Raw genomic sequence first — 14,315 nt, forward strand, 5'->3', positions numbered from 1 at the left:
GCGGTGGCGACTCCGACCGCTCGCTACGCTCGCACCCCACCCTAGCCCTCCCCTACTTCGCAGGGGAGGGGACGCATCGTGGCGAGTGTGGGTTATGCGCTTAAGTTAGTGCCATTGCCTTAAGAACATTGCGTCAACCTATGCGCTGTATGAGGGAAAAAAATAAATCTCAACCCAGCGCATGCGCCGCCGCACGCGCCACCAACGCATCATCCGGCCGCACGCCCGTATACAGCACAAACTGCTCCACCGCCTGCAGCGCAATCACTTCCGCGCCGGTTATCACTGGCTTGCCCAATGACCGCGCCAGCTTGATCAGCGGCGTTTCCGGCGGCAGCGCCACCACGTCGAACACCGCTTTCACGCGCTCTACATCGCCACGTTCGAACGCAAGCTGGTCTTTCTCAGGCCCTTCCATGCCCAACGGCGTCACATTGATCAACAAATCCGCCGGCACGCCGGCCATATCCGGCACCCAACCAAATCCGCTGGTTTGCGCCAGTTTCCGCCCCGTCGTTTCATTGCGCGCCACGATGTGCCCATGCTTGAAGCCGGCATCACGGAACGCACAAGCCACCGCCTTGGCCATCCCGCCACTGCCGCGCAAGGCCAGCTGCATATCGGCATCAAGCCTATGCTGCTCGATCAGCTTGCGCACGGCGATGTAATCAGTGTTATAGGCGTCCAGGCGTCCATCGTTGTTGACGATGGTGTTGATGGAAGCGATCGCCGACGCCGACGCATCGATGTGGTCGACCAGCGGCATACATGCCTCCTTGAACGGCATCGAGACGGCGCAGCCACGAATGCCCAAGGCACGCATACCACCGATCGCCGCAGGAAGATCGCGCGTGGTGAATGCCTTGTAGACATAGTTCAAATCCAGCGCCTCATACAGATAATTCTGAAAGCGCGTGCCGAAGTTGCCCGGACGGCCGGACAGGGACATGCAAAGCTGGGTGTCGCGGTTGATGGATCGAGTCATGGAGGAGTCCTGGTGGGGAGTCAGGCAGGCCCGGAACCCTACCATAGGGATGCCCTGGTCCATTCGCAGCAGGCAGCATCTCTTGACGCGGGCGTTACACTTGCAAGCCTGACCGTACCAAGGAAGCCGCATGAGCGAGCACGAGCCCATCGAAGTCACCCGCGAACAGGCTGAAGAAGCCGTACGCACCCTGCTGCGTTGGGCCGGTGAAAATCCGCAGCGCGAAGGCCTGCTCGATACGCCGCGCCGCGTCGTCAAGGCGTATCGCGACTGGTTCAGCGGGTACCAGATCGACCCAGGCGAGTACTTGCGCCGCACCTTCGAAGAAGTGGCCGGCTACGACGAAATGGTGGTGCTGCGCGACATCGAATTCGAAAGCCATTGCGAACACCACATGGCGCCGATCATCGGCCGTGCGCACGTGGGCTACCTGCCCACCAACCGCGTGGTCGGCATCAGCAAGCTGGCGCGCGTGGTAGATGCCTACGCGCGCCGGTTCCAGGTACAGGAAAAGATGACCGCGGAAATCGCCCGCTGCATTGAGGAAAATCTTCACCCGGCAGGTGTAGCCGTAGTGATCGACGCCAGCCACGAATGCATGACCACGCGCGGCGTGCACAAGCGCGGCGTATCGATGGTCACCAGCCAGATGCTCGGCGCCTTCCGCGAAGATGCCCGCACCCGTGCCGAATTCCTGGATTTCATCGGCATCCACGGCGGCCGCCGCTGATGCGCCCAGGCGCGTGGCTCCTGCTGCTCGCGCTGCCTTGCGCCGTGCTTGCGCAGGACACGGCAGCCAGCCTGTTCCAGCGCATGGACAGCAACGGCGACGGCCGGATCAGCGAAGCCGAATACGTGGCCTACATGAGCCAGGGCTTCTATCGCCGGGACCTCAATCACGACGGCGTACTGGAGCCGGATGAGCTGCCCGGTGGACACGGCAAGCCGGTCACGCTGAAGGCATGGCAGGACAATCTTCGGCGCGAGTTTCATCGGCTGGATCGCCATCACCATGGGTACTTGAGCCCGCAGGAATTGATGCAGCCGCCGCGGTGATGTGCGCCCTCCCCGTTCTTGACCCAATAGGAGAAGGGAGAAAAGGCGAGCACCCCGCGACATTTCCTCCACACCCCCACCCATGCCAAGCAACACTGCATCGGCTATCGTTGCGCCTTTGACCCTACCCATTCCGTGGCTATCCGCGCCCCCCGCATGGACTCTGCACCTCCTCCCCGATCCTCCCGCCAAGCCGCCGCCTTCGCCTTCATCTTCGTGACGGTGATGCTGGACATGCTGGCCTTCGGCATCATCATCCCGGTGCTGCCGCACCTAATAGTGGAACTGATCGGCGGCAGCATGGCGCAGGCCGCCGTATGGGTGGGCGCGATCAGCACCACCTTCATGCTGATGCAGTTCATCTTCTCGCCGGTGCAAGGCGCCTTGTCGGACCGCTTTGGCCGCCGCACGGTGATCCTGATTTCCAGTTTCGGCCTGGGGGTCGACTTCATCGTGATCGCGTTGGCGCCGACGGTGTGGCTGCTGTTCGTGGGCCGCCTGGTATCCGGCATCTGCGCGGCAAGCTTCTCCACCGCCAACGCCTACATCGCCGACATCGTGCCCAAGGAGAAGCGCGCGGCGGCTTACGGAGCACTCGGCGCGGCATTTGCCATCGGCTTCATCACCGGGCCCGCGCTTGGCGGCCTGCTTGGCCATATCAGCATCCGCCTCCCGTTCTGGGTGGCAGCGGGGCTGTCGCTGATCAATTTCTGCTACGGGTTTTTCGTGCTGCCGGAGTCGCTGCCAGCCGAGCGCCGCACCAAGCGCATCGATTGGCGCCACGCCAATCCGTTCGGCGCGCTGGTGCTGTTGCGCCGCTATCCGCAGGTATTTGCGCTCGCGGCGGTGTATTTCCTGATCAACCTGGCCCAGTTCTCGCTCAACTCTACCTATGTGCTGTATGCCGATTACCGCTACGGCTGGGGCACGCAAGCGGTGGGATACACGCTTGCCTTCGTCGGACTCTGCAGCGGCATCGTGCAAGCAGTGCTGGTACGCCGCCTGATGCCGAAACTGGGTGAGCGGCGCCTGATCATGATCGGCTTGCCGCTATGTGTGGCCGGTTACCTGATCTTCGGCTTTTCCTCGGTGGGCTGGATGTTCCTGATCGGCATCCCGTTCCTGTGCCTGGGTGGCTTGGCCGGGCCGCCGGCCCAGGCGCTGATGACGCAGCAAGTGGACCCGCACGAACAAGGCCGCCTGCAAGGCGCACTGAGCAGCCTGGCCAGCCTGGCCGGCATCTTCGGCCCGGCGCTGTTCGCCAACCTGTTCGGGCTGTTCATCAGCAATCACGCGCCCATGCACCTGCCCGGCATCGCCTTCGTGCTCGCGGCGTGCTTGCTGGCGGCAGCCACAGTCGTAGCCGGTTACGCGATTCGCCACGTTCACCCCGCGCAACCGGCAAGCCCGCAGCCGGCCATGCCAATGCATGGCGAATTCCCGCCTGTAGCTGACGTGGTCACTCACGATACGCCCTCCCACCATCAGCCGGAGTCATCCCCATGAGTCTTTCGATGTACCAAGCTTCCGTGCCGCTGTTCGTGCGCGCGCTTACCAACCTCCACCACGTACTCAAGCTCGGCGAGAAACACGCAACCGAAAAGAACGTGGAAGGCTCAGTCATGCTGCAGACCCGCCTGATCCCCGACATGCTGCCGCTGGTCAAGCAAGTGCAGATCGCCACCGACTTGGCCAAGAACGGCGCCGCCCGCCTGGCCGGCGTCGACCCGCTGAAATTCGAAGACAACGAAACCTCGTTCGATGAACTGTACTCACGCATCGAGCGCGCCATCGACTACATCAAGAGCTTCAAGCCGGAGCAGATCGACGGCAGCGAAACGCGCGCAATTACCTTGAAGACGCGCAACGGCGAGCAGCAGTTTGAAGGCCAGGCTTATTTGCTGCACTTCGTGATCCCGAACCTGTTCTTCCATTGCACCACGACGTACGCGATCTTGCGCGAGGCAGGAGCGAATCTTGGAAAGCAGGACTTTATCGGCAAGTCCTGATCGCTTGGCGCGTTGAACCACGCTCCCTCCGAACCCAAACCAGAATCGTCGCGCGTAGGTTGTCGGTGAGCGCACGCGCCCCCCCCAACGTTGTCATACCAGTGGCGATGTTGGGGTTCGCCCCGGAGCAAGTCCGGGGCTCACCACCAACCCACCTCTACCCTCCTGCGAAACAACACGCGCAGTTCGCGGCAATTCGCCAGCGAACGTCGTCCACCACGCGTATCTACGACTTCATATTTGTCCGTGGCGCTAAACGCCGCTTTCAAAGCGGCGAAAGCAGCGCCCACTTGACGATCATTCCTACGTCGCGCCCAGCGATATCTGATTGTTAATACAACGCAGCCCGGTAATTTGATGGGCCATGCGCAAGTCATTGCCTGCGCATTCCACGCAGGGGCGCCGCCTCTATTGACACCTTCAACCACGAGCCTCGGTCGACCCGCTCGTGATCGTTCTTATTCGCCTTCCACCCGCTCCCTGAGCGGCGCGAGGGCTCAGGGAGAAATCGCTATGACATCGGGAAAGAGGTTTGATCGTAGGTCGTTGGTGTTGGCGTGTATGGCCGCACTGCCGGGCACCAGCGTGTTTGCTCAAGATAGCGCACCCCAGCCGGCGAAGAGCCTGGAAGGCATAACCGTTACGGGTTCGCATATTGCCATTCCCAATCCCAACGTCATCTCACCCACTCCAGTTGCGGTTATTACGTCGGATGAAATCCAGGCAACGGGGGCCACCAACATTGGCGACCTGATGGCTACCCTGCCTCAGCTATCAACCACGTTTACGATGGGCAACTCTACGCAGTACATCGGTACTGCCGGCGTACAACAGCTCGACCTGCGCAACCTGGGGCCAGAGCGTACGTTAGTACTGGTCAACGGTCGCCGTTTCGTAGGTGCCAGCGCTGGTTCCACAGCAGTTGACGTCAATCTCATCCCGACCGAGTGGGTGGAGCGCGTCGAAATCATCACGGGCGGCGCCTCAGCCGTGTATGGCGCTGACGCCGTTACGGGCGTAGTGAATTTTATCCTCAAGAAAAACTATCAAGGTGTGAACCTGCACGCGCAGTATGGCGTTTCGCAGCACGGAGGCTTTTCGCCGAAGGAAGCTTCCATCACAGGCGGCATGAACTTCGCAGACAATCGAGGCAACATTGCCTTGTCCGTGGAGCACAGCGAGCAAGATTCGCTGATGTTCCGCGACCGCTTTGGAGATCAAGCCTACCGGAGCATATTGACCCCTACCGATCCCGTCTACGACTCTCGCCTATTTTCCAATGCGGGGGGCTATACCTACACCAATGGCGGCACGTTCTACCTTGGCAAATCGTCGTCAGACATAAGCAAGCGTTATGTATTCGATCCGGACGGCAGCGTACGCAAGCAGCGCTTCGACGGACCCTATGACACGACAGGCTGCGCAGATTGCGATCGCCTTGATACAAATAAGTTGCTGATGTTGCAGCCACAATACAAACGCACATCCCTCAGTTCGGTGGCCAGCTTTAGCATTACGCCGGATCAGCGCCTTTACTTTGAAGGCAGCTACAGCCATGTAGATGTAAAGGACTTTTCGCAACCAGCCTTTGGCACGTACACCATCTATCGCGACAACGCATTCATCAGTCCGAGCCTCGCGGCGCTGATGGACGCCAACGGACTATCGCAACTCAATATCAGCCGCTTTGATGTTGACGCCGGCATTCGTGGTGAAGCCACCCGCCGCGATACCGGCCGCGTTGTATTTGGCGCAAACGGTGTTATCGCAGGCGACTGGGAATATGACGCTTCTGTCAACTACGGCGTAACGAATGAACTTCGTCAAAACTTGAACAATCGTATTAACGATCGCTTCACAGCATCGATCGATGCTGTCAGAGACTCCAACAACAACATAGTCTGCCGTTCTAGCATCGATCCGTCTGCGGCTTCCCTGCTCGATCCCATTGCGCAAAATGGCTGCATTCCTACCAACATCTTTGGCGCAGGCGCGGTGAACCCCGCCGCCGCTCAATGGTTCAATACCACGACGCTGACCCGAACCCATATCACGCAGTTCGTAGGCGGCGGCACGATTACCAACAACAATTTGTTCCAGATGCCCTTCGATGCCGGCCCTGCCAGCATTGCGATCGGCGCGGAATTTCGTCGCGAGACGAGTCGCCAAACTCAAGACCCTCTTGACGCTGACGGCCTGACTTTCATGAATGCCATCCCCTCTTCCAGCGGGGCTTACAATGTCAAGGAGGGCTATGTCGAGACGCTGCTGCCTCTGCTCGCAGATCGTCCGTTCGCCAAGGCTCTGACATTCGACGCGGCCGTTCGCTTCTCCGACTATTCCACCATTGCTCACACTAAAGCGTGGCGCTGGGGCCTTGATTGGGCGATCGACGATAACATCCGGCTGCGCGGAACCATGTCCAGCGCCGTGCGCGCACCGAATATCGACGAACTTTACAGCGGTCAAAGTCAGAACTTCTTCTCCGTAACCGACCCTTGCTCAGCCTCTCAACTCAAGAACGCCCCGGATCCTGCTGTTCGCGCAGCGAACTGCCAAGCGCTTGGCATTCCGCAAGGTTGGCAGTCCACCAACAGCGCGCGCGTTTCAGGCATTTCTGGCAGCAACCCCAGTCTTGGACCAGAAACCGGCAAGACATGGACGGCAGGACTTGTTTTCACACCGCAATTCCTCCCCGGATTCGGCGTGACGATGGACTACTGGAACATCAGACTCAACAACGCCATCAGCGCACCAACGGGTACACAAGTAGTCAATCAGTGTGTGGACAACCCCAGTGGCATCGGAAACATCTACTGCGCTGGCGCTCTACGCGATCCAGACACCCACGAGTTGGTTTACATTAACTCGGTCAATCAGAATATTTCAGCGCTAAGTACGTCGGGTGTGGATATTGGCGCCTACTACTCGCGAGATATCGGTGCGGGCAAGTTGCGCGTCAATGTCAACGGCACCCACGTGTTTCTCTATACGGAACATCCGTTCCAAGACGACCCATCCATTGCCTATCAGGATAACGGCACCCTCGGCTTTCCAAAGTGGAAGGTCACCGTTGGCACCAACTACGCCATCAATAACTGGACGTTTAATTTGCGCACTCGCTACTTCTCGCCGATGTTGCGCGTAGCGAACGAGAGCTACGCATCCAACCCAACGCAAACTACGCCCATCACTGCCGGCAACGGATTCTTCAATGATCTGAATATCAGCTACAAGGTCAAGAACGCTGACGGCAAAGATACGGGCCTGGAGATTTACGGGGGTATTAACAACATTGCCGACCGCGACCCACCGGTCAACCTGTTCGGCACTGGCTTCGGCTCCGCCTTGTACGATGCGATTGGCCGCAGTTACTACGCCGGGTTCAACTACAAGTTCTAGCGACAGTTGATCCGGTAACTGATTAAAGCCCGTCAGCCCTCCCAAGGCCCTGCGTTTTTTGTAACGCAGGGCTTTATTTTTATCTCATTGACTTCGCATGCTTCGCCCCCAGTTGCTTGAAATCGGCCATCCGACGCTCTCTAGGAAAATCGCAATGACCACCACCGCTCGCCTCAAAATCGACTTCGTCTCCGACGTCGTCTGCCCCTGGTGCGCCATCGGCCTGAAATCCCTGCAGCAGGCACTACAGCGGCTGGATGGCGAGGTGGAAGTCGACCTCCACTTCCAGCCGTTCGAGCTCAATCCACAAATGGGTCCGGAAGGCGAGAACGTGGTCGAGCACCTGGCGCACAAGTACGGAAGCACGCCGGAGCAGATGGCGAAGAATCAGGAAGGTATCCGTCAGCGCGGGGCCAGCCTGGGCTTTTTGTTTGACATGGACAAACGCAGCCGCATCTACAACACCTTCGATGCGCATCGGTTGCTGCATTGGGCGGAGCTGGAGGGCAAGCAGCCGGCGCTGAAGTTGGCGCTGCTGGAGGCGTATTTCAGCAAGGGCGAGAACGTCAGCTCGCATGAGGTGCTTGCGCGAGTCGCGGGCGACGTCGGGCTGGATATCGCCGAGGCGCGCAAGGTGCTGGCAGAGAACCGCTATGCGGACGAGGTACGCCAGCAGGAGCAGTTCTTTCAGTCGCAGGGTATCCAGGCTGTGCCGTCGGTAATCATCAATGGTAAGTATCTGGTCCAGGGTGGGCAGCCGCCGGAGGTGTTTGAGCAGACACTGCGGCAGGTGGCGGCCGAGGCCTGAACCCAAGGGCGAGAAGGCTCGCCTGGGTGACGAATCGGTGGGCTGGGATGAAATCCCAGCATGGAAACATGCCAACAAAGCTGGGATTTCATCCCAGCCTGCGATCCCGGGGCGCTCCATCGTAAAAGCGGCGCAAGGCGGCCAGCTTTGCGACAATAGCCTGCCGCGTTACCTGCCCCGCTCCGCATGCTGCGACTCACCGACATCAAGCTCCCGCTGGATCACCCTGAGGAAGCCTTGGCCGCCGCCATCCGGGCCAGGTTGCATGTCGGTGCCTCGGCCGTTCGCAGTTACAGCATTTTTCGCCGCGGGCACGATGCCCGCAAGCGCGGAGCGATCCAGCTGATCTACACGCTCGATGTGGACGTAGCCGACGAAACCAAGCTCCTTGCTCGTTTCGCAGACGATCCGCACGTTCGCCCTACCCCGAATACCGAGTATCACTTTGTAGCGAAAGTACCTCCCGGCCTGGCGCATCGGCCGGTGGTGATCGGCATGGGCCCCTGTGGCCTGTTCGCCGGACTGGTGCTGGCGCAAATGGGTTTTCGGCCGATCATCCTGGAACGCGGCAAGGCAGTGCGCGAGCGCACCAAGGACACCTGGGACCTGTGGCGCAAGCGCAACCTGCATCCGGAATCGAACGTGCAGTTCGGCGAAGGCGGCGCGGGCACGTTTTCCGATGGCAAGCTGTACAGCCAGATTTCCGATCCCAAGCATTACGGGCGCAAGGTGCTGACGGAATTCGTGAAAGCCGGCGCGCCCGAAGAAATCATCTACGTCAGCAAGCCGCACATTGGTACTTTCCGCCTGGTGACGATGGTGGAGAACATGCGCAACACCATCGAATCGCTGGGAGGGGAAATCCGCTTTCAGCAGCGCGTGGATGACCTGCTCATCGACACCGATTCAGAAGGTGCGCGCCATATTCGCGGTGTGGTGCTGGCGAGCGGTGAACACATCCGCACGGATCACGTGGTGCTGGCGCTTGGCCACAGCGCACGGGATACCATGGCGATGCTGCACCAGCGCGGCGTGTACCTGGAAGCCAAGCCGTTCTCGATCGGCTTTCGCGTGGAGCATCCGCAATCGATCATCGATCGCGCCCGCTTCGGCCCGCAGGCCGGCCATCCGTTGCTGGGCGCGGCGGATTACAAATTGGTGCATCACTGCCGCAATGGCCGCTCGGTATACAGCTTCTGCATGTGCCCGGGCGGCACGGTGGTTGCAGCCGCCAGCGAGCCGGGCCGCGTAGTGACCAACGGCATGAGCCAATACTCTCGCAACGAGCGCAACGCGAATGCGGCGATCGTGGTGGGCATCGAACCCAGCGATTTCACGCCGTATGACGACAGCGGCAGCCCGCTCGCCGGCATCGCGCTGCAGCGTCATCTGGAGAGCCGCGCATTCGAGCTCGGCGGCGGCACCTACGATGCGCCAGGGCAACTGGTCGGCGACTTTCTTGCCGGAAAGGCATCAACGGCCTTCGGCGATGTGCTGCCTTCCTACAAGCCCGGCGTGCACCTGACGGATCTGGCGCCGGCATTGCCGGACTATGCGATCGAGGCGATCCGCGAAGCGATGCCTGCGTTCGAGCGCAAGATCAAAGGTTTTGCGCGACCGGATGCGATCTTCACCGGCGTGGAAACGCGCACCTCCTCCCCCGTGCGCATCCGCCGCAACGACGACGACCTGCAAAGCCTCAACACGCGCGGGCTCTTTCCCGCCGGCGAAGGGGCAGGCTATGCCGGTGGCATTCTTTCCGCCGGCGTCGACGGCATTCGCGTAGCCGAAGCGGTGGCGCTGAGCATCACGCATCAGGAAGTTCATGCTTACTGATGCCATCAAGGACCGCATCCGCGATGCCTATGCGCGCGTGAAGGACGGCCTGCCCGGCTTTCGCGCGCGCGCGGCGCAAACGCGCATGATCGCCGAAGTAGCCAAGGCGCTGGCGCAAGAAGGCGGTGCGGCGGTGATCGAGGCACCGACCGGCACCGGTAAATCCATGGCGTACCTGATCGCCGGGGTGGAAGCCGCCCAGGCGCTGAAGAAGAAACTGCTGATCGCCACCGCCACGGTTGCCTTGCAAGAACAGCTGGTGGAACGCGATATCCCGCTGTTCCTGAAACTGCAGGGGCGCGAGATGAAAGTGGCGCTCGCCAAAGGGCGCGGCCGCTACGTGTGCCCACGCAATCTGCGCATGGCCAGCAGCAGTCTGGCCGAAAGTGCGCAGATGGGATTGGGCCTGGATGCCGATCTCGCCTTGTGGAGCAAACCGCCCGCCGAGCGCGACAAGCAAGTGCTGCGCAAGCTCACCGATGCCTTCGATCGCAACGAGTGGAACGGCGACATGGACGCCGCTCCCGAAACGCCCGGCGACATGCTGCGCGCCATGATTACCACCAGCACCGGCGGTTGCACCGGCCGCCGCTGCGCCTATTTCATGCTCTGCCCCTTTTTCGCCGCGCGCCGCGCCGCCGCTGATGCGGACATCATCGTCGCCAACCAGGATCTGGTACTGGCCGATCTCACGCTGTCCAGCGGCGAAGAAAGCTGGGGCGGCGTGTTCCTGCCCAAGCCGGAAGAAACGCTGTACGTGTTCGACGAAGCGCATCACATGCCCGGCAAGACCATCGATCGCGGAGCCTGTGAGGTGGCGCTCAACGTCGCCGTGCGCCAAATCAGCCGGCTCGGCCGACAGGTGCACGCGGCTTACTCGCTGAGCGACAAGGAAGTGATCGGCAAGCTCACGCTCGATGCCGGCGATGAAAAGCTGCAAGCGCTGAGCGATGCGCTGGAAGCGCTGGAAAAAGACATCCGCCAGGCCTGGCTGCCCGATCCGGCCGAGGCCGAACCGGTCTATCGCGGCTCGCTTGGGCAATTGCCGGACAACTGGGTGCAGCACGCTACCTTGCTGTACATCGCCAGCGCCGAGGTGCAGCGCTGGCTTACCGTGGTACGCCGCACCGTCACCGAGATGAGCGAAGGCGGCCCCACCCAGGAAGCCCTGGCGCGCGAACTGGGCATGGCGCTGGAGCGCATCGATCGCCAAGTGCGCACCTGGCGTGCGTGGTCCAGCGACGATCCGGAACACGCGCCGCCACTGGCACGCTGGGTGTCGCTGTCGCGCGATCAGCAACTGGTTTGCCACGCGTCCGCCGTCTCCGCCGGCCCCTTGTTGCGCAGCATCCTGTGGGACAACGCCAGCGCTGCCGTCATGACCTCCGCCACCTTGAGCGTCGGCGGCAATTTCCGTGGCTTTGCCGATGCGGTGGGCTTGCCGGATGACGCGGTAACGGTAAGCCTGCCTTCGCCCTTCGATCTTGGCGCGCAGGCGCGCCTGGAAATACCGGCCATTTCCGCACTGCCGGATGCGCGCGAGCAACACGCACAGGAAGTCACCGACTGGCTGGCCGACCACCTCGATTGGGAGGCCGGCAACCTGGTGCTGTTTACCTCGCGCGCGAAACTGGAGCGTGTATTGCAACGCCTGCCGATCGACAAGGTGCGCAAAGTGCGTGCGCAAGGTTCGCTGGGCAAGACGCAATTGATTGCCGAGCACGTGGCCGCGGTCGAAGCCGGCAAGGGCAGCACCTTGTTCGGCCTGGCCTCGTTCGGCGAAGGCCTGGATCTGCCCGGCAAGCTGTGCGAGACGGTCGTGATCACGCAATTGCCGTTCGCCGTGCCGACCGATCCGGTCGGCGCCACCTATGCCGAGTGGCTGGAATCGCGCGGCCGCAATCCCTTCATGGAAGTGGCGGTACCGGAAGCCACGCGGCTGTTGATTCAATATTGCGGCCGCCTGATTCGCAGCGAGACGGATCGCGGCCGGATCGTACTGCTGGATCGCCGTGTCATTACGCGGCAATACGGCAGCCAGATGCTTAAAGCCTTGCCCCCTTTCCAACGCGTGATCGAGCGTACCGCATGAGCATTGTCCGCCTGCGCGATTGTCCGGCCGTGCCATGGAAGAACGGCATGGGGCGTACGCGCGAATTGGCCGTCCATCCCGCGGGCGCCGGCATGGATGCGTTTGCATGGCGCGCAAGCGTGGCCGAGGTGGATAGCGCGGCGCCGTTTTCGGCCTTCGAAGGTATCGATCGGCACATCGCGCTGCTGGATGGCGCGGGATTTACGATGACGCTGGACGATGATCGCAGCCACGCGCTTACCACGCCCTTCGCGCCGTTTGCGTTTCCGGGCGAGGCGAAGGTGAGCATCGTGCTGCACGGCGGACCGACGCGCGATTTCAATCTGATGCTGCGCCGGTCGAAGGCGCGCGGAGAGCTGGTGACCTGGGAAGATGCGGGCCGGCAGGTGGTCGATGATGCGGTGGCGCTGATCTACTGCGCACGCGGTCATATCGATACCTCGGACGGGCGCATGCAGCCTGGGGATGCGTGGTTGCCGACCGCCTCATCGACGGGACGTGTCACGTTGGATGTCGGCGCATTGGCACTTGTGGCGCGCGTCCAATTGCTGGGAGATTAACGCCCGTTCCTCATTCCGTAAGGTTGGAATGACGATGAGGGATAGGAAGCTTTGCGGATAACTGTAGCCAATCATTCTTGCTGCTGGAGGCTCCCGCCATGCCCGTGCTGATTCTTGGTCTTATCCTCTTCCTCGGCCTGCACTCCATCCGCATCGTCGACGACGACTGGCGCACGCGTCAGATCGAAAGCATCGGCCTGAATCGCTGGAAAGCGATTTACTCCATCATCGCCGCCATTGGCCTCGTGCTGATCGTCGTGGGTTTCGTCATGGCACGGCGCCACCCGGTAGTGCTGTACATACCGCCGATGTGGCTGCGGCATCTCAATGCCCTGTTCATGCTGATCGCGCTGATCCTGTTTCCGGCGGCGCGCGTGCCGAACAACATGATCAAGGCCAAGCTGCATCATCCACAGGTGCTCGCCGTGAAAACCTGGGCCTTCGGCCATCTGCTGGCGACCGGCATGCAGTACGACGTGGTGCTGTTCGGAGCGTTCCTGCTGTGGTCGGTGGTGCTGTTTGCCGCCTCGCGCCGCCGCGATCGGCGCCTTGGCACGGTCTATCCGCCCGGCACCGTGAAGGGCACGGTGATAACCGTCGTGGCAGGTATTGTGCTCTGGGCCTTGTTTGCGTTCTGGCTGCACAATTGGCTGTTCGGCGTGAATCCGATGGCTTAGGAGCCTGCCGGTAGTCATCTGGGGACGGGCAAGAAACTGAGCTAAAGTCGAGGCGTTCGATTGCAGAAGGAGGTAACGCCATGGTGGGTTTTCTGCTTTGGTTGCTGCTGCTGGTGTTCTGTTGGCCGCTCGCGCTGCTGGCCCTGGTGCTGTATCCCATTGTGTGGCTGCTGTTGCTGCCGCTGCGGCTGGTCGGCATCACGATGAATGCCGTGTTCGCCTTTCTGAAAGCGCTGCTGATGCTGCCGGCACGGGTGTTGGGCGGGCGGCCTGCATGAAGTGCTACGTCTAGGGATGCTCTGGTCTATTCCGCGTAGCCGTCACCGCATTTTATTGAGTTCAAATGATGGGGTGACGTCCAGAAGGCCGGCTGCGTGGAATAGATCAGAGCATCCCTAGGAGGCGGCTGGGCACGACGTTTCGCATGGCCTCTTGCATTTATGCGTACCGGGAGCAGGATGGGCGGCGTGGTTTTTTCCGGATTCCCAACCTTGCAAGTTGTCGACACCCTCACGCCCTGCCCTTGCGGCAACCACGCCAGTTACACGCGCTGTTGCGGCCCGCTGCACGATGGCAGCATGGCGCCCACGGCCGAGGCACTGATGCGTTCACGCTATAGCGCCTACGTACTGAAGCGCGAGGATTACCTGCTGGCCACCTGGCATCCCAGCACGCGCCCCGCCAGTCTGAAGCTGGCGGCGCAGCATCCCGCGCCTACCTGGCTGGGGCTGGACATCAAGCGACATCAGGAAGACGGCGAGCAAGCCACGGTGGAGTTCATCGCGCGGCTGCGCTACGGCGGCGGCAAGGCGCAGCGCATGCATGAGATCAGCCGCTTCGTGTGCGAGCAGGGGCGCTGGTATTACCTGGATGGGCAGTTTCCGGAGTAA

The 14,315-nt window shown here is 61.3% G+C and carries 13 protein-coding genes; 12 read left to right on the forward strand and 1 reads right to left on the reverse strand.

All coding sequences use genetic code 11. The features are described 5' to 3' along the window. Positions 1-169: 169 nt before the first annotated feature. A complete protein-coding gene (locus VMA74_RS15590; RefSeq protein WP_325368577.1) occupies positions 170-985 on the reverse strand; it encodes a shikimate 5-dehydrogenase in 816 nt (271 codons plus the stop codon). A gap of 130 nt (positions 986-1,115) precedes the next feature. Here VMA74_RS15590 and folE point away from each other — a divergent pair, with 130 nt between their 5' ends. The 12 genes from folE to VMA74_RS15650 all read left to right on the forward strand — a co-directional run bounded on the left by folE (position 1,116) and on the right by VMA74_RS15650 (position 14,315). Further along, positions 1,116-1,715 carry a GTP cyclohydrolase I FolE gene (folE, locus tag VMA74_RS15595; RefSeq protein ID WP_325368579.1) on the forward strand — a complete coding sequence of 200 codons (600 nt, stop codon included), beginning with the start codon at positions 1,116-1,118 and terminating at the stop codon, positions 1,713-1,715. After that, a complete protein-coding gene (locus tag VMA74_RS15600; RefSeq protein ID WP_325368580.1) occupies positions 1,715-2,041 on the forward strand; it encodes a hypothetical protein in 327 nt (108 codons plus the stop codon). The genes folE and VMA74_RS15600 overlap by 1 nt, the downstream gene beginning before the upstream one ends. A 156-nt stretch (positions 2,042-2,197) precedes the next feature. After that, complete coding sequence (locus tag VMA74_RS15605; RefSeq protein WP_325368582.1) at positions 2,198-3,547, forward strand: TCR/Tet family MFS transporter; 1,350 nt, start codon at positions 2,198-2,200, stop codon at positions 3,545-3,547. Beyond that, positions 3,544-4,050 (forward strand): DUF1993 domain-containing protein, encoded by a 507-nt coding sequence (locus tag VMA74_RS15610; RefSeq protein ID WP_325368584.1) that lies wholly within the window; start codon positions 3,544-3,546, stop codon positions 4,048-4,050. The genes VMA74_RS15605 and VMA74_RS15610 overlap by 4 nt, the downstream gene beginning before the upstream one ends. Positions 4,051-4,611: 561 nt before the next feature. Beyond that, a complete protein-coding gene (locus VMA74_RS15615; protein ID WP_325368586.1) occupies positions 4,612-7,452 on the forward strand; it encodes a TonB-dependent receptor domain-containing protein in 2,841 nt (946 codons plus the stop codon). A 154-nt stretch (positions 7,453-7,606) separates the two neighbouring features. After that, positions 7,607-8,260, forward strand: coding sequence for a DsbA family oxidoreductase (locus VMA74_RS15620; protein WP_325368624.1), 654 nt, complete (start codon positions 7,607-7,609; stop codon positions 8,258-8,260). Between the two features lie 186 nt (positions 8,261-8,446). Then, positions 8,447-10,096, forward strand: coding sequence for an NAD(P)/FAD-dependent oxidoreductase (locus VMA74_RS15625; protein WP_325368588.1), 1,650 nt, complete (start codon positions 8,447-8,449; stop codon positions 10,094-10,096). Further along, on the forward strand, positions 10,086-12,188 hold the full coding sequence (gene dinG / locus VMA74_RS15630) for an ATP-dependent DNA helicase DinG (RefSeq protein WP_325368590.1): 2,103 nt from the start codon (positions 10,086-10,088) through the stop codon (positions 12,186-12,188). The genes VMA74_RS15625 and dinG overlap by 11 nt, the downstream gene beginning before the upstream one ends. Continuing rightward, a complete protein-coding gene (locus VMA74_RS15635; protein ID WP_325368592.1) occupies positions 12,185-12,748 on the forward strand; it encodes a HutD family protein in 564 nt (187 codons plus the stop codon). The genes dinG and VMA74_RS15635 overlap by 4 nt, the downstream gene beginning before the upstream one ends. Before the next feature lie 98 nt (positions 12,749-12,846). Continuing rightward, on the forward strand, positions 12,847-13,425 hold the full coding sequence (locus VMA74_RS15640) for an NnrU family protein (RefSeq protein ID WP_325368594.1): 579 nt from the start codon (positions 12,847-12,849) through the stop codon (positions 13,423-13,425). An 80-nt stretch (positions 13,426-13,505) separates the two neighbouring features. Further along, positions 13,506-13,703 carry a hypothetical protein gene (locus tag VMA74_RS15645; RefSeq protein ID WP_325368596.1) on the forward strand — a complete coding sequence of 66 codons (198 nt, stop codon included), beginning with the start codon at positions 13,506-13,508 and terminating at the stop codon, positions 13,701-13,703. Between the two features lie 180 nt (positions 13,704-13,883). Further along, a complete protein-coding gene (locus VMA74_RS15650; RefSeq protein ID WP_325368598.1) occupies positions 13,884-14,315 on the forward strand; it encodes a YchJ family protein in 432 nt (143 codons plus the stop codon).

Origin of the sequence: Dyella sp., assembly GCF_035508675.1 — a bacterium.
Lineage (GTDB): Bacteria > Pseudomonadota > Gammaproteobacteria > Xanthomonadales > Rhodanobacteraceae > Dyella_B.

Excerpts from the sequence above, each read along its gene's own strand:
- VMA74_RS15590 (WP_325368577.1), bottom strand. The coding sequence starts at position 985 with ATGACTCGATCCATCAACCGCGACACCCAGCTTTGCATGTCCCTGTCC.
- folE (WP_325368579.1), top strand. The coding sequence starts at position 1,116 with ATGAGCGAGCACGAGCCCATCGAAGTCACCCGCGAACAGGCTGAAGAA.
- VMA74_RS15600 (WP_325368580.1), top strand. The coding sequence starts at position 1,715 with ATGCGCCCAGGCGCGTGGCTCCTGCTGCTCGCGCTGCCTTGCGCCGTG.
- VMA74_RS15605 (WP_325368582.1), top strand. The coding sequence starts at position 2,198 with ATGGACTCTGCACCTCCTCCCCGATCCTCCCGCCAAGCCGCCGCCTTC.
- VMA74_RS15610 (WP_325368584.1), top strand. The coding sequence starts at position 3,544 with ATGAGTCTTTCGATGTACCAAGCTTCCGTGCCGCTGTTCGTGCGCGCG.
- VMA74_RS15615 (WP_325368586.1), top strand. The coding sequence starts at position 4,612 with ATGGCCGCACTGCCGGGCACCAGCGTGTTTGCTCAAGATAGCGCACCC.
- VMA74_RS15620 (WP_325368624.1), top strand. The coding sequence starts at position 7,607 with ATGACCACCACCGCTCGCCTCAAAATCGACTTCGTCTCCGACGTCGTC.
- VMA74_RS15625 (WP_325368588.1), top strand. The coding sequence starts at position 8,447 with ATGCTGCGACTCACCGACATCAAGCTCCCGCTGGATCACCCTGAGGAA.
- dinG (WP_325368590.1), top strand. The coding sequence starts at position 10,086 with ATGCTTACTGATGCCATCAAGGACCGCATCCGCGATGCCTATGCGCGC.
- VMA74_RS15635 (WP_325368592.1), top strand. The coding sequence starts at position 12,185 with ATGAGCATTGTCCGCCTGCGCGATTGTCCGGCCGTGCCATGGAAGAAC.
- VMA74_RS15640 (WP_325368594.1), top strand. The coding sequence starts at position 12,847 with ATGCCCGTGCTGATTCTTGGTCTTATCCTCTTCCTCGGCCTGCACTCC.
- VMA74_RS15645 (WP_325368596.1), top strand. The coding sequence starts at position 13,506 with ATGGTGGGTTTTCTGCTTTGGTTGCTGCTGCTGGTGTTCTGTTGGCCG.
- VMA74_RS15650 (WP_325368598.1), top strand. The coding sequence starts at position 13,884 with ATGGGCGGCGTGGTTTTTTCCGGATTCCCAACCTTGCAAGTTGTCGAC.